Genomic DNA, 20674 nt, shown 5'->3' with positions numbered 1-20674 from the left:
ATGAAACGCAGCTTGGAGAATAAAGCAATAGATACATTTTCTTATCTGTTCATGGGCCTATTTTCAATCTTTTGCATTGTGCCTTTTATCCTTATTTTATCAAGCTCCTTATCTGACGAGAAATCCGTGCAATTGACCGGCTTTTCTCTTATTCCTAAACATTTCTCGTTATTTGCTTACAGGGTCATATTTCAGGATAACGCCATATTCAACGCTTACAAGACAACGATCATTTTCACGGTCGTGGGTACGATCCTTTGCCTGCTCGTTACCAGTGCGATGGCTTATGCCCTTTCGGTGAAAACGTTTACCCACAGAAACAAAATTGCATTTTTCGTCTATTTTACGATGCTGTTTAACGGAGGTTTAATACCTACCTACCTTCTTATCTCCAAGTATTTGGGTTTAAACGATAATATCTTAGTTTATATTCTACCGGCCTTAGTTAATCCGTTTAATATGTTTCTGTTAAGGAACTTCTTCAAGCAAATACCGGATTCGCTGGCGGAGTCCGCCAAAATCGATGGCGCGAATGACATCTATATTTTATTTAAAATCATCCTTCCGTTAGCAAAACCTGCAATTGCGACGATCGGATTGTTTTATGGACTCGGTTTCTGGAACGAATGGTTTACAGCCACTCTTTTTATTTCCGATAAGGACCTGTATTCTTTGCAATATTTGATCATGAAGGTATTGAGAGAAATAGACTTTGCCAATCAACTGAATCAAATGCAGGGAATTACAGTTGCTAATTATGTCGTTCCGGCCAATACTGCCAAAATGGCTACTGCCGTAGTCACTGTAGGTCCCATTATATTCGTGTATCCATTCCTGCAAAAGTACTTTGTTAAGGGATTAGTAGTTGGAGCTGTTAAGGGCTAGACCCGCGAGAGCGGTTTAGTATATAGGATGGATTATAAAAAGGGAGGAAGAAAAATGAACAAAAAGTTTGTTGTAATACCGCTTGCTGCAACAATCCTTGCTGCGTCAATCGCTGGGTGCAGCAAGGAATCAAACAAGCCGAGTGAGAGTGAAAGCACTGCGCCTGCCGGCAACACGGCAGAAAGTACAGCGCCCGCAACAAAGGATCCGGTTACGCTTAATATTCGTCTGTTCGGGACCGAGAACGGGATGTATCGCGATGTCGATCCCGTCATTAAGGAGTTTGAGAAACGTACGAAGGATACGCTTAATACGACTTTGAATCTTTCCTTTACACCGCCTGCCGACTATGGTCCAAAGCATGAATTATGGATCGCATCGGGAGAGGACATCGACCTCTTCAACCCGTGGTCAAAGGATAAATTCGCTAGAGACGGCGCATTGGCAGATTTAAGCGAATACTTTAACAACCCTAAATATCCAGGACTTCAGAAGGCCTTCTCGGAAGAATATATCAATGACAATAAGATCAACGGCAAACTCTATGCGATTCCGCTTGCAAACGCTTTTATGGATATGGAAGGCGTCTGGTATCGGAAAGATTTGGCGACCAAGTATGGATTGAAGGATATCGGCAGCTATGATGATTTGTATAACTTCCTTGAAAAAGTAAAAGAAAACGAAAAAGACATGACGCCGTTCGGAAACTATGGCAATACGGCATTCTTCAAACTCTTTACCGATATCAATGCGCAACAGCTGGAAGGGAACGTATTTCCATTCATCGGCGGTTCGAATCCGAAGAGAAATTTCGTTTACGTTCAAATCGCAGACGATGGGAAATCCGTCGCGGGCGTGGCGGCTTATGGAGATCCGGCATCCGAATGGGCGAACATTAATTCGGAGTACGGTCTGGATTATCTGATGAACCAGTTCAACCAAGCGAAACGGTTTAACCAATTCATTCCGGCAGATACCATGACGGCTTCAACTGGAACAGGAAAGCCTGTCGCTGCGGGTTACGGAACATTAAATGGGTTTACTGGGGAACAAGCCAAGCAAAAGGCGTTGGATCCGAATGCGGAGCTTGGTTTCTGGCCGATTGCCAAGAACAATCAAGAAATGACACCTGGAACGCAATCTACGGATGGAAAGGCAGGCAATTTCATTGCCATACCTGCTGCCTCCAAAAAAATTGATAGAACAATGGAATTCCTGGATTGGATTTTCTCCAGTCAGGAGAACAATGACTTATTTACGTACGGAATCGAAGGCAAGAACTGGGAAGCTGTAGGAGATAAACAGTGGAAGATTCCGGATGGCGTCGATCCGACTAAAAATTACGCTTTCCCCGCTTTCGAGTTGACTTGGAATTCGAATTATTATCGAATTCCCGCAGGATTGCCGGAGCAAATTCAACGCTATTATGAATATCAATTCAAGCCGGATACCTATAAGAAAAATGTATTGGCAGGATTTACATTCGATCAAGAGCCTGTAAAAAATGAAATCGCCAAATGCACCACTGTCATGGATAAGTATCTTCCATTCTTATTGTCCGGTTTCGGCGACGTTAATGAGAATTTGTCGAAGATGAATAAGGATTTGAAGGATTCGGGCGTAGAAAAAATTAAAGAAGAATTGAAGAATCAAATCAATGCCTTCCTTGCTCAAAAGAAGTAATACACGCTGAAGCCCTATCGCAATGAATGAGGAGCACTTGTCGATTCTGGTCAATCAGATCGGTAAGTGTTCCGATCTCCAGAACGTTGCCGGCTATCCGATGGTTGAGGATTGGTGATAGGATTCTCGCAAGGAGAATCGGTCAATTATGAAAACGCTTACAAAACTATAAGTCGTCTTTGCGTCAGGCGTAGACTTGGACCAGCGAAGGCTGATCCTCGCAGACAGGCTGAACTCGCTTCGGCGGTTTAGTATAGATTTGCAACTGAAATCAGAGAGGAGAGCAGTAATGACAATGAAAGTAAAACAGGTCGTACGTTTGGCCCGCCAGGGGCTCAATCTGGAAAGGAGGTCTTTGAGATGAAAGGGTTTCTGACCAAATGCAAACACATCGTATTATCCCTGCTCATTGTAAGCGGGATCCTACCGGTCGGCAATGCAACCGTACAGGCTGCCGAAGCTTCAGGCATTGCGCCCTATACCCCTTATGTGTCCAATGTGCCAACGCCGCAAAATAGCGCAGTTATCAATCCGAACTATGACCGAAGCTATGACGACTATGTAGTAAAAGGTCCGACAGGAATCGTCCATCCGGGTATTCTGCAATCGCGATCGGATCTGAACACCATGAGGGATATGATTTGGCTGGGCAAAGAGCCTTGGGCATCTGCATTCGATGTGTTCAGAAGGTCAGCCGAATCTTCGAAAAATGTAGCGATCTATGGGAACGGAGGAACGCAAAAGGAGTTCACCTATCCTCAAGTCTCCGACAGCAACGGGGACAAGCAATTGCGTCAGGATGCCACGACAGCCTATCAACAAGCGCTCATGTGGTACATCACGGGGGATGAAGTTTATCTGAACAATGCCAAAAATGTATTGGACGCATGGGCTTATGGGCTTAAGCAATTTTTCGATACGACGGAACCGGCCAATTGGGATACGATCTCGCAGGTATGGGGGGCATCCAGCGTTCTCGCCTCGGGTGTAGCAGGCCAGAAGATGGCTGCCGCGGCAGAAATTCTCCTCTATACGCCAAGCTCCGGATGGTCCCGAGACGCCGAAGGCAATATCGATTATGAAAAAAAGAAGGTCTTCGACAATTTCTTAAGACTCATCTGGCAGGAAACGAACAAGTGGTTCGGATTTTATAATCAAGCGGCCGTAGGGAATATGGGGTATATTTCCATTTCCATCTTCCTGGACGATATTAACGGTTATAACGAAGCGGTGGAGCGGTTTGCCGTCAATAAAAAAGCCGTAGACCAAGATAATGCAAGCGGGGCAGAAAGTATCAATTTCTCGCTCGCCGCGGCGATAATGGATAATGGAGAGGTCGTCGAGATGGGACGCGATCAGGGTCACTCGAACCTTGACGTGGCGACATACGGCGTAACGGCCCGAACCATTCATGTCCAGGGGACGAAGCTTGATCCTGTTACCGGGGTTCCGGTTGCCGAGGGCGGAGTAGACCCCTTCGAATTCCAGGATCAAAAGCTGCTAAAGGCCCTCTCTTATTATACGAAATACAATGCAGGGTACGATGTAGAATATTTCCCTCATATCAACGGCGTGGGACAAAAGACTGGGTGGACCGGCATCAGTCCGAGAGGCGGGTCCATAACAGAAGCCGCTTCCATCTACAATTATTATAAATATGAGAAAGGATATTCCGGCGGTAAATATGACGAATTGTTCAAATATCCCGAGATCTTGATGGAGCATCCTGAAGTTCCGGCCATCGATACGCCGGGGTCTGGCCAGCTTCTCTTTACCCCTGCGAACGGGGCTTTGGACACGGAGCCGAAGGGTCCGCCGCAGCCTTTGCAGGAAGCGGGAAATTTATATGGTCTATATAACCGTTACCCGGCTGTGCCTTTTTCCTCCAACAACGCAGTTTGGTTCAAGAACGGTTTTGTAAAACCTGGAATCGCCAGTTATCTGGACGAAAACGGTGCCGTCCAATACAAAGCCGAAGGGACGATGAACGGCAATTGGTTCGGCTACGAAAACTTCGATTTCGGTTCGGTTCCCGCAGATACGCTCGCGTTCACCTATGCCCAAAACTCGTCGGCCGGGTCGATCATCACGATGTACGTTACCGAGCCCGACGTGAAGTTGGACGACGTTTCCATGGCCAAAACGACGCCGACAGCCATCTTTAAGGTTCCCCATACAGGCTGGTGGACCATACCGAACACCTATGTTCAGAAATTCGAGAACATCGGCGATACACTGAAAGGCAAGAAAAATCTGTATTTCAAAACGACGGGCTCCAACAATGCCTATAATTTTGCCGCCGAAGCGCGCTGGTTCCAATTTTCCGGCGGTTTTGCCAAGACCGATAACAAGGCGATTAAAGCCCCGATTACAAGCGGAACAGGTTATGTGAAGAACGAGGTGACGGATAACGTTACCCTGACAGACGGCGGTTATATCGGGTATCGCAACATGAATTTTGACAGCGGCACCGTACAATTGCTGTTGAATCATAAAGCTGCGGGAAGCGGCATGCTTGAAATGAGGCTTGGAGGCCCGCAGGGCCAGCTCGTCAAGAGCTATCCGATTGCGGATACGGCAGGCAGCACGGTGACCGCCGCTTTCGATCATCAGAACGATGAGATTATTTACGGCAATAACGGAGGCAACAACGATTTTTATTTGGTCTACAAAGGGACCGGCGCATTGACCTTAAACAGTTTTAAATACGTAACGCCATCCTCTTCCGGAGCGGTTCAATCGACAAAGCGGCAGGGCGGAAGCTATCTTTCCGATCTGTACGGCAATGCTCAGAAAATGGGTGATCACGTCGTGTTACCGGGAGACGGCTCCGCATTAACCTATCGCAATGTCGATATGGGGGTCAAAGGCGATGACCGGCGCTTTATGGTTTTGCGGGTGAAGAGCAACGAGCCTGTCGTCATGAAAGCCATCGATCTTGGCAGTGGAGATGCGGCTGCCAATACCGTAGCTGAATTTGCCGTTCCGAATACGAACGGCGAGTTCGTCACGATCGCGTACGATTTGGCGAAATCGGGTTATGCTGCGCGAGAAGGCGCGATTTATCTCAGGCTGCAAGCAACCGGCGGAACTGCCGATGGCCGAGCGGAAGTCGATTACTTCAGTTTCGACAATGCGGATATCCCGTTTGTCGATCTGCTGCAAGCGGCATCCATCGGGTCCGATCATCCGGGCGATCCATCCATCGCAACGGCGGGCGATACCGTGACCTTATCGTTTACCGCAAGCGAACCGATCGATAATGTTGCCGTTTATTTCGGCGCTGCGAAGATGGATGCCGTTTCCGCAGATGACCGTCATTTTACCGTGACGCACAAGCTTGGCGAGAGCTATACGCCTGGCAAAATCCAGTTCCGCATCGACTACAATCAAGGCGCGAATTTCGGAAAATCGGTCAAAAGCACGACGGATGGCACCACGGTGACGATCGTGAATGAAGACGGACTCCTCAACGATGTATTTAAGGGGCTTTCTTTGATTGATTCATCGCCGGGCCGGGGCTTGGATGCGACCATTCAGCAAGTGTCCGCTCTGTTTGACGTGAATGCTGCCACCGTATCCGATTTTCGCTCCGATAACGGAGGCTGGGGCTCTTGGGTTGCCTTTGACCTCGGCGATCGAGACAAGGCGCAATTATCTCAAGTCAAATTGCTTGCAAGTCAAGGCGCTCCCGCCCGGGCGACAGGCGTTGTCATCCAGGGGACCAACCACATCGGTTATGAGCCGTGGGTGACGTTGACCGCCCCAGCTGTAAATGCGTTGGATTGGCAGACATTCCCTGTTCAGAATTCGAAAGCCTACCGCTATATCCGGATTTACAATGGGGCCCAATGGTTCGGCAATCTTGCCGAAATCAAGTTCTATGGTACCGTCGTACACGAAAGCCCGGTCCTACCGGACACGGTTACGCTGAAGTCGGATAATCCGGAGGATTCTTCTCTAGCTGTGATTGGGGATACGGTCACCTTGGATTTTGCCGCCGGTAAAGCGCTTCAGAACGTCAGGGTTTATTTCGGCGATCAATTGGCGGATATCGCTTCCGGCGACAGTCAGCATTGGAAAGCCCGGTATAAGGTTGGAGCCGCTTATCGAACGGGGCCTGTTTCATTTACGATCTTGTACGATAATGGGCCTGTCGTGACCGGTACGACGGACGGTACGTCGGTAACGGTCATCGATCCGCTTCAGCTTGCGCTCGATAATGCGGCAAATCTTGAGGCGGGCAAATATTCGAGAGTGAGCTATCATCTGTACAGCGAAGAAGTGGAACGCATCCAAACGGAGATGAGTGCGCCGGATTATTCGGATTTGCAAATCGCCAAGGCGCTTTACGATGCGAGAAGCTTGCTTGCCCGCAACCCGTTGTCCCGCTATCCGTTTGAAGGTAACGCGAATAATGCGTTTGGGTCTGACAATGGGACGATCTCCGGCACCTCTGCGTTTAAAGAGGGGAAAGTCGGGAAAGCGATCGAATTGAACGGCACCAACAGCTATGTTACGCTTCCCGCCGCACATCCGATGTCCAGTTACGACCAAATCACCTTGTCAACCTGGGTGTACTGGAAGGGCGGGAAGGATTGGCAGCGAATCTTCGACTTCGGCAACGGCACTACTCAATATATGTTCCTAACGCCGAAAACAGGAAATTTCATGCGGTTTGCGATCAAGAACGGCGGCGCCGAGCAAACCGTACAAACCTCGCAGCTCCCAGAAAATACGTGGGTACATGTAGCGGTGACACTTGGGGACGGTAAGGAGAAGCTGTATGTGAACGGCGTCGAAGCGGCATCCGCTAACGTCACGATCAAGCCGAGCGACTTGAAGGCGACACTGAATTATATCGGGAAAAGCCAGTTTTCTTCAGACCCGTTGTTCAACGGCATGCTGGACGAATTCCGCATTTATGATCGTGCATTAAGCGCGAACGAGATCCTTCAGTTAGCGAACAATACGGCGCCGCAGGGGGACACATCCTTACTGGCGTACTTGCTGGATCAAGCTGCAGCGATTGATCCGGAAAATTACTCGGAGGAGAGCGTCAAAGTGCTTCAGGCTGTTGTCACAGAAGCGCAATCGGTGTATAACCGTGCCGGTGCCACGCAGGAAGCTATCGATGCAGCGTCAGCCAAGCTGAAGGAATTATTGGATATCCTGCAGGATCCGTCCCTGCCGGTGCTTGCTCCGATTGGCGATCAATTCGTCATTGCGGAGCAGAAGCTGACCTTTACCGTTCAAGAGATGAACGGCATTGAAGGCGCCCAATATGAGGCAGTCGATCTTCCGGAAGCAGCTTCCTTCAACGCGGACACACACACGTTCAACTGGACGCCGTCCAAAGCGCAATACGGCGTGCATATGGTGACCTTTACCGTCAAATCCGGAGAATTGTCCACCTCTAGAACCGTCAAGATCACGGTGACAGGAATACCGGTCATCACAGCTGATCCGGTTGTGGAAGTGACGGCGAAGATGCCGCTCACCTATCAGGTGCAGGCATCCGATCCTTCGGGCGTGAAACTGACGTACAAAGCGGCGAACCTGCCGGCAGGGGCAGCCTTCGACGCAGCTGCCGGCGTGCTCTCCTGGACGCCGGGGCAGGCGGATTACGGCAGCCATCCGGTCCTCTTTACGGTCAGTAACGGAATACGAGAGACCCAACAAACGGTAGATTTCAAAGTTAATCTGAACGTCATTCCGCCAGCAGGTTATACGCGGGGCAGTTACTATCTGTATCAGAAGGAAGCGACGCGCATCGGAGCGGAAATGGCAAAGCCGGAAGCTGACAAAATGCAGCTGGCAGCCGAGCTTGCACAGGCGGAAGCTAATCTTGTTCGGGTGCCGTTGTCTCTCTATTCGTTCGAGGGCAACGCGGATAATGCATTCGGTTATGCCAACGGGACGGTTTCCGGCACCCCTGCGTTCAAGGAAGGGCAAGTCGGGAAAGCGATCGAATTGAACGGCACCAATAGCTATGTCGCGCTGCCTTCTACGCATCCGCTGTCCAATTACAACGAGATCACCGTGTCGACCTGGGTGTACTGGAAGGGCGGCAACGCTTGGCAGCGAATCTTCGACTTCGGCAACGGCACGACCCAATACATGTTCCTGGCGCCGAGATCGGGCAACAATACGCTTCGGTTTGCAATCAAGAACGGCGGCGCCGAGCAAATCGTACAAACCTCGCAGCTCGCAACGAATACGTGGGTTCATGTGGCGGTGACACTCGGGAACGGCAAGGAGAAGCTGTATGTGAACGGCGTAGAACAGGCTTCCGCTAACGCCACGATCAAGCCGAGCGACTTGAAGGCGACACTAAATTATGTTGGAAAAAGCCAGTTCGCTTCAGACCCGTTGTTCAACGGCATGCTGGACGAATTCCGTATTTATGATCATGTATTAAGCGCGGAAGAGATTCTTCAGTTAGCAAACAATACGGCGCCGCGCGGGGACGATTCCTTACTGGCGTACTTGCTGGATCAAGCGGCAGCGCTTGATGCCGAGCTTTACACCGAATCGAGCTGGCAAGCATTGACGGATACGGTTACGAACGCCAAAGCTTTGCCTGCAGATGCCGCCCAAGACAGGATCGATGCACAATCTGCAAGTCTGCTGCAAGCAATAGAAGCACTGGAAGTAGTGGAGATCACGTCGTCGTTCGATCCTTCGTCTCCGAACGGCCTGAACGGCTGGTATACGGCACCCGTTACGGTGACGTTGTCTGGTTACGAGAATATACAGTACAGCCTAGATGGCGGAAGCAGCTGGAGTGTCTACGACGCGCCTGTCATCCTCGGGCGGGAAGGCTCGAACCAGATGCTGTATCGTCCTGGAACGGTAACCGGTTCGGTCTATCCGAAATCGGCGGAGGCGAAGATCGACCTGACCGCGCCTCAACTCACGATCTTCGGAGAAGCGTCCTATACGATTGATCAGACGGTCAACATCACATGCGAAGAGGCGGACAACGTCTCCGGCGTGACCGACTCGCCGTGCGACGCACCGCTAGTGGATGTCAAGGCGTATACGCTGCTGCCGGGCGTTCATAAGGTGACGGCGGAAGCGGAGGATGCCGCTGGACACCGCTCATCGGCCGAACATTCGTACAGCGTCACTGCGACGTTCGACAGTCTGTCTGCACTCACCGAAACTTTCGCGGCCGAAACAGGGGCAGCCGGCGCGCAGCAAGTTGTGACCTCACTTCAGCAGCAGCTGGCAGCGGCCAAAACGAAAGCGGCCGAAAGAAAAGGTGCGGAGGCTCGCAATCTGCTGCAGGCGTATATCGCAGACGCGAACAAGCAAAGCGGCCAAGTGTTCACTGCCGAGCAGGCGACTGTGCTGATTCGTTGGGCGCAGTGGCTGCACGACGTGACGCCGCTTGCGAGCGGAGCTCCGGGCAAACCGGTTCTGTCCGACAACAACGGGCATGACACGGGGCTGAAGGACGGCAGCTACACCGTCACCATGAACCTGTGGTGGTGGAACAACGGCACGGAGTTCAAGCTGTACGAGAACGGCAAGCTAATCGCCACGCAGACGCTGACGGACAACTCGCCGGAGGCGCAAACCGTGAAGACCGATATCGCGGGCAAAGCAAACGGTACGTACACGTACACCTGCGAACTCACGAACATCTTCGGCACGACCCAATGCGACCCGCGTGTCGTCACCGTCACCGACGCCGCACCGGGCAAACCGGTCTTGTCCCATAATAACTGGGACGGCGACGGGAATTACGATGTTACGATGAACATGTGGTGGGGAACAAACGGTTCCGAGTACCGCTTGTACGAGAACGGGACATTGATCGATTCGCAGACGCTGAGCGAAGCGACGCCTAAGGCCCAAAAGGCGGCAACGAGCATCTCCGGCAGAGCGCCGGGCGTATACGCGTACCGCGCCGTATTGGTCAATGCGGCTGGCGAGACATCCAGCGAAACGATCACGATTACCGTCAAGGAGCAAAAAGGCCGATAAACGAGTCAACTTGCGCATAATCATCGAAGCCCCCAATCGAATCCTCGTTGAATTGGGGGCTTTTTCTTGAAAACGGAAGAGAAGATTGAAGATGTACAACGACCCGTTAAATTCAAAGGCAAAGGATGGCTTGGCTATGGAAGTTAACTACAATTTATTATCGAAGAAGGGAGCTTGGGGAGATCAGGGGGACGGCACCTATGTCAATCCGGTCTTGCCCGGCGATTATAGCGATCCGGATGTCATTCGGGTCGGCGATGATTATTACGGCATCTCTTCTACTTTGCATTGCTCGCCGGGGATGGCAGTGCTGCATTCCAAGGATCTTGTGAATTGGAGCATGATCGGACATGTTGTGAATGATTTGACAAGCATTGGCCCGGAATACAATTACGATCGTATGAATCGATATGGCAGAGGAGTCTGGGCCGGCGCCATCCGATTCCATAAGGATAAATTCTGGGTCTACTTCTTCACGCCCGATGAAGGATTGTTTATGAGCACGGCTGTCGATCCGGCGGGACCGTGGGAGCCGCTTCATCGCGTCTGGGAAGTCAGCGGCTGGGACGACTGCTGTCCGTTCTGGGACGATGACGGGCAAGGCTACTTCGTTGCCACGAATTTTGCAGACAATTACAACATCCATTTATTCAAACTCAGTGAAGACGGCAGAGAGCTGCTGCATGACACCGATACGATCATTCATCAGTACAAAGGCAGCGAAGCCAATAAGATTTACAAAATAAACGGATCCTACTACTTCTTCCACAGCGAGGTTCGCCTGGAGGAGGCCGGTGAAGTCCGAGTCGTCATGATGTTAAGGTCCGAGCATATTTACGGGCCCTATGAGGAGAAGGAAATTATCCATACGCACGGAAAGGAAATCGACCGGGAGCCGAATCAAGGCGGACTGCTCGATACCGTTACCGGAGAATGGTACTTCATCAGCCACCAGGGATCGGGCGATTTCGAAGGGAGACCGCTTCACTTGCTGCCCGTCACATGGGATGACGACTGGCCGATGATCGGTGACGACATCGACGGCGACGGAATCGGAGAGATGGTATGGGGCGGCAAGAAGCCGATTAGCGGGCATCCCGCGACAGTTCTTTCCACGAATGACGATTTTGACCGGGTGGTGCTTGAGCCGTATTGGGAGTGGAACCATCAGCCAAGAGCCGACAAATGGTCATTAACGGAACGGCCGGGCCATTTGCGCCTGTATGCGTGCCTACCTATCGATAAGGACAATTTTTTTACTGTTTGCAATGTTCTTTCGCAAAGAGCATTCAGAACCGATCAGAATGCGGCAACGGCAAAAATAGAGATCGGCGGCATGGCGGACGGGCAAGAAGCGGGCCTTTGCCATTTTGCGAAAACCTATTGCACGATTGGCGTACAGCAACGGAATGGGACAAGGATCCTGAAGTTCAACCATTCGGGTACGGTAGAATGGGGTCCGGAATTAACGAGTTCTACCCTTTGGTTAAGGTCTGTGTGGAACATAGACGGAATCAGCCGGTTTGAATATAGCGTCGACGGCGTACAATTCATAAGCTTTGGAGACGCGTATCAGCTGGGATGGGGGAATTACAGGGGCGATCGGATCGGGTTATACAGCTATAACTGCGAAAGAGAGCAGGGTTATATGGATGTAGACCAATTTAGCTATGAGGTTGCCGCGAGGGGCCGATGAGACAATTAAGCCTGTATTAGGGCAGAATGGCGCGAAATTTTATGGAGTCGAATCGTAGAATCTACATTTGTTATAAGGAGATTTCTTGCAATGAAATTACAATATAAACGTGCATCCACTAAGTGGACGGATGCCTTACCAACCGGCAATGGTCGCTTAGGTGCAATGATGTTCGGCGGACCGGAAACGGAACGGATTCAATTAAATGAGGATACCCTTTGGTCTGGCGGTCCCCGCAATACGGATAATGACAATGCCGTCCATATCCTTCCCGAGGTCAGAAAGCTGGTTGAGGAAGGCGACTACGCGGCAGCCGATCAATTATGCAAAAAAATGATGGGTCCATATGTACAGTCGTATTTACCGATGGCCGATTTATACTTGAAATTTCTACACGGCAATATTGTAAAGAATTATCGCCGGGCACTGCATCTCGAAGACGGTACTTCCACTGTGGAATATCAGATAGGAAACGTCACTTACACAAGAAGACTGTTTGTTTCCTATCCAGACCAAGTCGTTGTTCTTAGACTTGAAGCAAGCAGCCCTGGCAAATTGAATTTCCTAGCCCGGCTTGAGAGTCCGCTGCGTTATGAGACCGCTTACGAGAAAGATTGTCTCCTTGTGCGCGGCGATGCACCGGAACACGTAGATCCGAATTATTATGCGACGGATACGCCTCTCATCTACGGTGAGAAGGGCAATTCGAATGCTATGCGATTCGAAGGGCGTTTATCAGCGAGCTTGGAAGATGGACAGGCTTCCTATACCCATGATGGTTTGTCCGTAACCGGCGCAACTGCGGTCACCCTTATCTTTAGTGCGGCGACAAGCTTTAATGGGTATGACCGCTCTCCTGGCAAAGAGGGTAAGAATGAGTCCGCCGCAGCCGTGTATGATTTGGAAAGTGCCAGAAAGCTTTCTTATTCTGATTTGCTGAATAGACATATTCAAGATCATCAGCAGTTATTCGGTCGAGTGGAGCTTAGTCTTGGCAAATCACTGGCGCCAGAAGACTGCTCGACGGATGCATGGATTCGTGACTACGGAGCGAATGATCCAGCGCTTGTCGAGCTACTCTTTCATTACGGCAGATATTTGATGATCGCAAGCTCGCGTAAGGGTACTCAGCCTGCCAATCTGCAGGGCATTTGGAATGAAGAGACAAGAGCACCCTGGAGCAGCAACTGGACACTGAATATTAACGCCGAGATGAACTATTGGCCTGCCGAAACCTGTAATTTGGCAGATTGTCATACTCCTTTGCTCGATTATATTGAAGAATTATCGGTGAATGGTCACAAAACGGCAGCTGCCAATTATGGAGCACGCGGTTGGACCGCACATCACAACAGCGATATTTGGCGGCAGTCCTCGCCTGTTGGAGATTATGGACACGGGGATGCAAGTTGGGCGTTCTGGCCGATGGGCGGGGTATGGCTCTGTCAACATCTGTGGGAGCATTATGCGTTTGGGCTCGATAAGAAGTTCTTGAGGGAAAGGGCCTATCCGATAATGAAAGGCGCAGCCTTATTCTGTCTGGACTGGCTGCACGAGGATAAGGAAGGACGCTTGATTACATCGCCATCCACTTCCCCAGAGCACAAGTTCCGTACACAGGATGGCCTAGCTTCGGTCAGTTCCGCATCGACTATGGATTTGTCTTTGATCTGGGATCTATTTACGAACCTAATTGAAGCTTCAACTATCCTTGGCATAGACGAATCATTCCGGGGATTATTGGCAGAGAAACGGAGCCGCCTGCATCCACTGCAAATTGCAAGCAATGGAAGACTTCAGGAGTGGTCGAAGGACTTCGAAGATCAAGATCAGTTCCATCGTCATGTCTCCCATTTATTCGGAGTCTATCCTGGACGACAATTGACATGGCGGGAAAGTCCGGCATTGATGGCTGCTGCCAGACGGTCGCTGGATATCCGCGGAGATGGAGGAACCGGCTGGAGTCTTGGTTGGAAGGTTGGATTATGGGCGCGATTCGGTGATGGTAACCGTGCATTAGGTTTAATAACGAATCTCCTGAGGTTGGTTGAAGATGATAAGGAAAACTATCATCAAGGTGGCGTTTATTCCAATCTATTCGATGCTCACCCACCATTCCAGATTGATGGCAACTTCGCTGCAACATCGGGAATCGCCGAGCTTCTATTGCAATCGCATCAAGGACTGTTAGAACTGCTGCCGGCGCTTCCCGATGCCTGGCCGGAAGGTTATGTGAAAGGATTGCGTGCAAGAGGCAATTTCGAAGTGTCGATGGAATGGAACGAAGGAGAAGTTAACACTGCTGACATTATCTCTCATTCCGGGGGGATCTGCCGAGTATGCGCTTCCGTTCCGCTTCGAGTGGAATCAGAAGGCATCACGCTTGAGATACAGCCGGATGAGCAAGGAATGCTGACATTCGAGACGAATCCGCAAGGCAGGTACCGGCTGAGACGATAGCTTTTTTCTGGAATGATGATTTTGACTAGTCGGTGCTAGAGTCGTATTGGGAATGGATTTATTATGAGGTCACCAATCATGCATAAAGGGAGTGGAGTATGGTATGAAAGCGCCATTGTTTAGAGACCCCATCTATGACGGTGCGGCGGATCCTACAGTCATCTGGAACCGGCAGGCCAAGGAGTGGTGGATGATTTATACGAACCGCAGGGCAACGCAGGAAGGTCCCAAATTCGGCTGGGTGCATGGCACCGATCTCGGCGTTGCTTCTTCATCGGATGGCGGATCAACCTGGTTATACCGGGGGATCCTGGAAGGCCTCGAAACGGGCTGGGGCAGGAATACGTTCTGGGCGCCTGAAATCATTTGGCATGACGGGCTGTACCATATGTATGTCACATACGTTCACGGCGTACCGAAAGATTGGACGGGCAAGGCTCGGATTCGGCATTATACAAGCCCCGACCTTATTCGTTGGGCGTTCCAATCCACGCTTGGCCTTAGTGAGGAGAACGTGATCGATGCCTGCGTGTACCGGCTGCCGGACGGCACGTTTCGAATGTGGTTTAAGCAGTGGAATCATACCTATGCTGCCGAGAGCAAGGATCTGTATGATTGGCAGCCGATTGGTCCGGTAATAACCGAAAGAGGCCACGAAGGGCCGAATGTTTTCCGCTTGGGCGGCTATTATTGGATGATCATAGACGAGTGGCGCGGTCAAGGCGTGTATCGCTCGAATGATCTTGAGACGTGGGAACGAAACGGCCTCATTCTCGATCAACCTGGCAGCCGTGAGGATGACGGAACGATCGGCCTTCACGCCGATGTGGTCGTCCAAGGCGATGAGGGGTATATCTTTTATTTCACTCATCCTGGCCGTGTTCATGGGCACAATGAAGATTCGGGCTATGAACAGCGTCGCTCATCCATTCAAGTTGCCAAGCTGGAAGTGGTGGACGGCGTGCTGATCTGCGACCGCGACAAGGAATTTGAGCTGAATCTCAGGGCGGAAGATTGATCTTCTAAGGCAGGCTGGTCGATATCGGACAGAAGTAGAGAATGATTATACCAATGGCCGAGGATCCATGCACCGGTGCACACAGTGTATTAACCGTGCTTGGGGCTCTGATGACAACTGTTAAGAGTGTTGTGTTATCTATTCCCAACATACTTCTTTTGGATATAGACACTGCAAGTCATCCACAGATCACATTGGTCCTATAATAAGAAGCCGTAGATATATCTGCGGCTTCTCATTATAGTCTTACGGATGAATTACCAGCCTCTTGGTGCGTGTCAGTCATAGGCGAAGGGGGCGCATTAAGCCTTCGCATCGCACAGCCTTGTTTAAGCTAGATTCACTATCCCCTAAACCGTTCAACAGGAAGCCCCGTTACCCCAACCTTCACACGGAATACTCCCCCTGCATGCGGTTGATCCGCCAAACTTTTCTCATCGATTCCTACGCGCGCCGTCGTAATAAATAACTCATCGAGCTCGGGGCCGCCGAACGTGCAGGAAGTGACTTGCGCCGCAGGGACCGGAACGGACAACAGCATCTCGCCGGTGATCGGGTTCCAACGCGTCACTTGCCATCCTCCCCAATGGGCGATCCACAGCATGCCTTCCGAGTCGATCGTCATGCCATCGGGATAACCTTCTGCTTCCGGTACCGTAATGGCTACGCGGCGATTGCTAACGGATCCCGTCGCTGCATCATAATCGAAAGCAAATACTTGCCGTGTCGGCGTATCGATGAAATACAGCGTTGTTCCGTCTGGCGTCCATGCCAAACCATTGGAAAGGTTAACCTCGCTGACAAGCGTCTTGACGGTATGATCAACATCCAGACTGTATAACTTGCCATTGCCTGCTTGATCGTTCAAGGACATGGACCCCGCCAAGTAGCGGCCGGCCGGATCGCATTTGCCATCGTTCATCCGATTACCAAGCTCGGGGCCTTCGGCCTTGGCAAGCAGGGTAAGTTCACCTGACTCGGGATTCAGAGCATAGTAGCCGTCTTGCAAGGTAAGAACCAGTCCTCCCGATTGTCTAGGAATGATCGAACTTACGTAAGGGCCAACTTCGATATAGGAAGAGGCAGTAGGATTACTTGGATCACAGATATGAATCCTGCTCGCCAGAATGTCTACCCAATAAAGGCGTGCATCAGTGGAATCCCAGATGGGACCTTCGCCTAGTTGTGCTTGCGCATCATAGACCAAACTTACTTCATACATATAGAGTCACCTTTCTCGTCATGAGCTTGATAGATGCTATAAACGTATCACGTCATCGGAAACATATTCAAGAGGCGCCACAGTTGGCTTACCTCATAGAGGCCGCGTAACTGCTTCCGGTACTCCCGTGGAGCAAGCCCGAAATAATGGACAAACCTTTTATTAAACGTACTGAGGGAAGTGAACCCAGCTTCCCTGAAGGCGGAACGATTCGCTTGACCAAGAAGGATAAGGTCGTTACGGTGTCCTATCTCGATACAGCTAAGGGCGAGTGGGTGAAGCTGCAGGACATTGAGATCGATCTAGGAAACGATGTGCTGGCTGGCGTTGGTGTCTTCGCGCAGTCGGACGTACTGACAGAATCGAAGATTTCCGATCTAGAGGTTACGAAGAAGTAAGCCCTTAAAGAACTAACCGTACTAAATACAGAAAGATCGCCTATCCTACCTGGCTTAACCAGGCAGTTGGCGATCTTTTTGACTTTCTGAACGGCTGATTGATGCCATGGACTACTTCGTTAATTCAGTCAATTCGAATAGGAGTTCATTCGCCATTCGTTTGTTTAGCTTATAGGTTTCGAATTTGCCGGCTTTCGCGGATAACGTTTTGATCGTTTCGATCTGCGTATCGGTCGGCGGCTGCGTTTCTATTAGCTTTTCATAGTTCTGATAGGCGACTTTGACTGCGCTTTCCGGCGTGAGCAAATCGATCAGGTCGTAGAGCGCCTTGCCCGCCGAGTCCACCGATAAGCCATAACCCGAATCCGTCGACAGCATAAACCGGTCCGGATACTTCTCGATAAGCGGTACGAAATCCTCCAGTTTATTGGTGCTGTCGTTACTGTATGCCGTGAACCCTGCGAAGAAATCGATATACAGATTCGGATGTTTCGTCAGCAGAGCTTCGATATTGGCCGGAGAGTTGTATGCATTCGCATGCCCGAAAATAATGGTCGTATCGGGGTGCTCGTTCAAAGCCTCTTCCAAATGAACGATAGGTTCGCCGTTGGGCGGATCGATATGCAGCAGGATGGGCACGTGATACTGCGCGGCTAGATCATAGATGCGCGGCAGATTGCCGTCATTCGGATGATTGGATTTCCAAGCTACCTTGGATACGATCGGCGAATAGGTTGAAGCGGCCGCAACTTCTCCGATGTTCAAATATCCTTGCTCCAAATTATTCCGTACGATCTCTATGCCCTCGTCTTCGTACATCGGAAATCCGGAGAAAGAAGGGTACACGCTCGAAGGCTGCTTGCGATACTGCTCCCAGGCTTGTTGATCCGTCGTTTGAGCGCTTGGTTCGGAAATATTGCCGAACAAAACGATGCGATCGATTCCGTATTGCCCCCACTTTGCAAGTGCGTTCGGATCAGCGGCATCATGGTTATGAATGTCGATGACGGTAAGATCTTTATAGACCTCGTACAATTCTGTGTTGGGGCTCTTGTTCTTTCTTATGCTTTCAATTAAGTCTGTATCTTGTTTAGGGGTATATTCCGTCAAAGGCTCGACGATTACTTCGCCGTCTTGATTCGATATCGCTTCAGCGGTCGAAGCGGGCGAGTCAGAGGATGAGGATGAGGTGGCGCTGTCCGACGATTGGCAGCCCACTAGTGATACTAGAGCGATAGACAATGCACTTATTGCAAAATAACGCGTAATCCGCAGCATGATTCGTTCCCCCGTCTTCAAAGTGTCCTAACGCTTTTACCTTGGAATAATTGAGGCATGACTCTAATGGTTGTGCCGCTGCCCCCGTTTATTAACGCCAGCAGCATCTCGGCTGCCCTCGTTCCGATCGTCGGATTATCGATGACGATGGTCGCAAGCGGCGGATTGTAATACTTCCCTACGAATAGTCCATCATAGCCGATGATCGAGTATTGATCAGGCACACGAATGCCTTCCTCGGCCAGATAGGATATGGCTCCCATTGCCATCAAATCGTTGGCGAAGAAGACGGCCCTAACGTCCGGGTGCAGACGAAGCAGTTGGCGCATGCTGTCTTGGCCTCCGGTGCCGGTGAAATCGCTGAATAGGACGGGAGTATGGTCGTTCGGCAAATTAGCTTCTTCGGTGGCACGGCGGAAGCCTTCCAACCGTTCCATGCTGATCTCGAGCTGGTCCGAACCGTTCACGAATGCGATCTTCGAATGCCCGCAATCGAGCAAATACCGCGTGGCCATATAGGCGCCTGCAACCTCGTCCGTATGAATGTTGGAGCAAGAAGGAGTAAGGATCGAGTTATCGAAGACGACGGTCGGTTGAACGGTTTGTCTAATCTCGTTATAGACCGGATGACTGGAATGGAAGGTGGTCAGCAGGATGCAGCTGCTTAGATTGCGGAGAGCAATCGTATCCGACAGTTCCCCTTGTACATAGCCGCTATCGCGCAAGGTGCAAATAATGGCACGATAATCGTGAAGGGCTAACGTTCGGTTGATGTAAGGAAGAAGCTCGAAGAACGCTGGACGCGCTTCATAGTCGCTGTCGCTAATAAAGATGCCGACGAGTTTGCTCTTCTGACTCACTAGCTCTTTGGCGGCGAGATTGGGCACATAGCCCAGCTCTTTGGCAGCGTCCAGGACAGCAGTTCTAGTCTTCGGTTTGACGCCGTAGTCGCCATTCAAGGCGCGAGACACCGTGCTTACCGACATGCTGCAATGCTTGGCGATGTCTTTAATGGATACTCGCAGAATAACCCTCCTTATTTCGGGAACGTTCCCAATTTTCATTTCTAGTATATATTGGGATTTATAAGCGATCAAGGTATTTTTGGGAACGTTCCCGAAAAAAGCCAAAAGCAAAGACTTCGTGTTCGAAGGCTCGTCCAAGTGGATCAAGCGAATGTCCGGCGGACGATTCGGGTTCCGATTCGGCGGCTCCGATCGTTGGATCGATGCGCTAGTGGATGCCGGAAGGAAAACATTTGTGCAAAAGACGGCAGAAGGTATTGTAACGGAGCTTGCGCAGCTGCCGCTGGACTATGATTTCAATTCTTCGTGCTATCATCAATGGAATGTACGTAAATTCGCATCTAGCTGGATTTTCTCGTTTAATGGCAGAACCGTCTACCGAGGCATGCTGTCTGTAAGTGAGGCATCCATTGGAATGGTTATGCATTATTGCGAAGCGGTGTTTGCCGGTGTTGATGTGACACGTCATTACGAGACGGAGTTCCGTTCAAGGGATGTAGTCTTTCATATATAGGTGTTCTTACTTGCATAATCCTATCAATAAGATAGCCGGCACATCCTATGTAGTAATATCGGAGTTCTCGCGTTTCTTTCTACGGATTTAGCACGTCGGGAACCTTTAACTGGGGAACAAAGACGTTTGGCGTACAATAAGAGCGGTCATAACCGTTACTCGCAACGATACGACGTGATGGGCGGAACTGTAGGTATAGGAACTGTAGACACACAGGCTAAGCTTCATTTCAGTATGGAGCGGTTTATAATTGTAATAAATTGTGTGTTGTATATATGAAACCATACATGATATTATGTAATTCCGCCGCTGAAACGGCGAACGATTACGAAGAGTTAAGCACTTAATTAAAAAAAGTGTTTGACAATCGAAATCAAAACATGATATATTCTAATTCCGGCCGAGAGAAACACGCCGGAAACGAGAAACACGAAGCAAAATAACTTGTTCCTTGAAAACTGAACAATGAGCGATATGTTTTAAAGCAAGTCAGCTTTTAA

The 20674-nt window shown here is 50.3% G+C and carries 11 protein-coding genes; 8 read left to right on the top strand and 3 right to left on the bottom strand.

Annotated features, from left to right (window positions below; translation table 11 throughout):
- The 6 genes from SBI19_RS27415 (at position 1) to SBI19_RS27385 (ending at position 15737) form a co-directional block, all read left to right on the top strand.
- Positions 1-885: a carbohydrate ABC transporter permease gene (locus tag SBI19_RS27415; RefSeq protein ID WP_317972708.1), complete on the top strand. Its 885-nt coding sequence runs from the start codon at positions 1-3 to the stop codon at positions 883-885.
- Between the two features lie 54 nt (positions 886-939).
- Positions 940-2568, top strand: a complete 1629-nt coding sequence (locus SBI19_RS27410; RefSeq protein WP_317972707.1) for an ABC transporter substrate-binding protein — start codon at positions 940-942, stop codon at positions 2566-2568.
- 360 nt (positions 2569-2928) lie between these two features.
- Entirely contained in the window at positions 2929-10563 is a 7635-nt protein-coding gene (locus tag SBI19_RS27405) for a LamG-like jellyroll fold domain-containing protein (RefSeq protein ID WP_483312346.1), read from the top strand.
- A gap of 136 nt (positions 10564-10699) precedes the next feature.
- On the top strand, positions 10700-12259 hold the full coding sequence (locus tag SBI19_RS27395; RefSeq protein ID WP_317972706.1) for a glycoside hydrolase family 43 protein: 1560 nt from the start codon (positions 10700-10702) through the stop codon (positions 12257-12259).
- A 90-nt stretch (positions 12260-12349) separates the two neighbouring features.
- Positions 12350-14719: a glycoside hydrolase family 95 protein gene (locus SBI19_RS27390; RefSeq protein ID WP_317972705.1), complete on the top strand. Its 2370-nt coding sequence runs from the start codon at positions 12350-12352 to the stop codon at positions 14717-14719.
- Between the two features lie 103 nt (positions 14720-14822).
- Positions 14823-15737, top strand: a complete 915-nt coding sequence (locus SBI19_RS27385) for a glycoside hydrolase family protein (protein WP_317972704.1) — start codon at positions 14823-14825, stop codon at positions 15735-15737.
- A 343-nt stretch (positions 15738-16080) separates the two neighbouring features.
- Here the strand turns inward: SBI19_RS27385 and SBI19_RS27380 are convergent, their stop codons facing one another.
- Positions 16081-16959, bottom strand: coding sequence for an SMP-30/gluconolactonase/LRE family protein (locus tag SBI19_RS27380; RefSeq protein ID WP_317972703.1), 879 nt, complete (start codon positions 16957-16959; stop codon positions 16081-16083).
- A gap of 146 nt (positions 16960-17105) precedes the next feature.
- Here SBI19_RS27380 and SBI19_RS27375 point away from each other — a divergent pair, with 146 nt between their 5' ends.
- Positions 17106-17357 carry a hypothetical protein gene (locus tag SBI19_RS27375; protein WP_317972702.1) on the top strand — a complete coding sequence of 84 codons (252 nt, stop codon included), beginning with the start codon at positions 17106-17108 and terminating at the stop codon, positions 17355-17357.
- Between the two features lie 111 nt (positions 17358-17468).
- Here the strand turns inward: SBI19_RS27375 and SBI19_RS27370 are convergent, their stop codons facing one another.
- Together SBI19_RS27370 and SBI19_RS27365 are read right to left on the bottom strand one after the other, a co-directional pair.
- Complete coding sequence (locus tag SBI19_RS27370) at positions 17469-18635, bottom strand: amidohydrolase family protein (protein ID WP_317972701.1); 1167 nt, start codon at positions 18633-18635, stop codon at positions 17469-17471.
- 17 nt (positions 18636-18652) lie between these two features.
- Positions 18653-19699 carry a LacI family DNA-binding transcriptional regulator gene (locus SBI19_RS27365; RefSeq protein ID WP_317972700.1) on the bottom strand — a complete coding sequence of 349 codons (1047 nt, stop codon included), beginning with the start codon at positions 19697-19699 and terminating at the stop codon, positions 18653-18655.
- A gap of 79 nt (positions 19700-19778) precedes the next feature.
- On the opposite strand from SBI19_RS27365, the gene SBI19_RS27360 reads away from it, so the two are divergent.
- Positions 19779-20174, top strand: coding sequence for a hypothetical protein (locus SBI19_RS27360; protein WP_317972699.1), 396 nt, complete (start codon positions 19779-19781; stop codon positions 20172-20174).
- Positions 20175-20674 lie beyond the last annotated feature (500 nt).

Source organism: Paenibacillus sp. CCS19, assembly GCF_033239625.1.
In the GTDB taxonomy this organism is placed as follows: Bacteria; Bacillota; Bacilli; order Paenibacillales; family Paenibacillaceae; genus Paenibacillus_T.
Note: the sequence above shows the minus strand (reverse complement) of the source record. Positions and strands in the feature narration are given on the sequence as shown.

Coding starts and splice junctions, on each gene's coding strand:
- SBI19_RS27415 (WP_317972708.1), top strand. CDS start 1: ATGAAACGCAGCTTGGAGAATAAAGCAATAGATACATTTTCTTATCTG.
- SBI19_RS27410 (WP_317972707.1), top strand. CDS start 940: ATGAACAAAAAGTTTGTTGTAATACCGCTTGCTGCAACAATCCTTGCT.
- SBI19_RS27405 (WP_483312346.1), top strand. CDS start 2,929: ATGAAAGGGTTTCTGACCAAATGCAAACACATCGTATTATCCCTGCTC.
- SBI19_RS27395 (WP_317972706.1), top strand. CDS start 10,700: ATGGAAGTTAACTACAATTTATTATCGAAGAAGGGAGCTTGGGGAGAT.
- SBI19_RS27390 (WP_317972705.1), top strand. CDS start 12,350: ATGAAATTACAATATAAACGTGCATCCACTAAGTGGACGGATGCCTTA.
- SBI19_RS27385 (WP_317972704.1), top strand. CDS start 14,823: ATGAAAGCGCCATTGTTTAGAGACCCCATCTATGACGGTGCGGCGGAT.
- SBI19_RS27380 (WP_317972703.1), bottom strand. CDS start 16,959: ATGTATGAAGTAAGTTTGGTCTATGATGCGCAAGCACAACTAGGCGAA.
- SBI19_RS27375 (WP_317972702.1), top strand. CDS start 17,106: ATGGACAAACCTTTTATTAAACGTACTGAGGGAAGTGAACCCAGCTTC.
- SBI19_RS27370 (WP_317972701.1), bottom strand. CDS start 18,635: ATGCTGCGGATTACGCGTTATTTTGCAATAAGTGCATTGTCTATCGCT.
- SBI19_RS27365 (WP_317972700.1), bottom strand. CDS start 19,699: ATGAAAATTGGGAACGTTCCCGAAATAAGGAGGGTTATTCTGCGAGTA.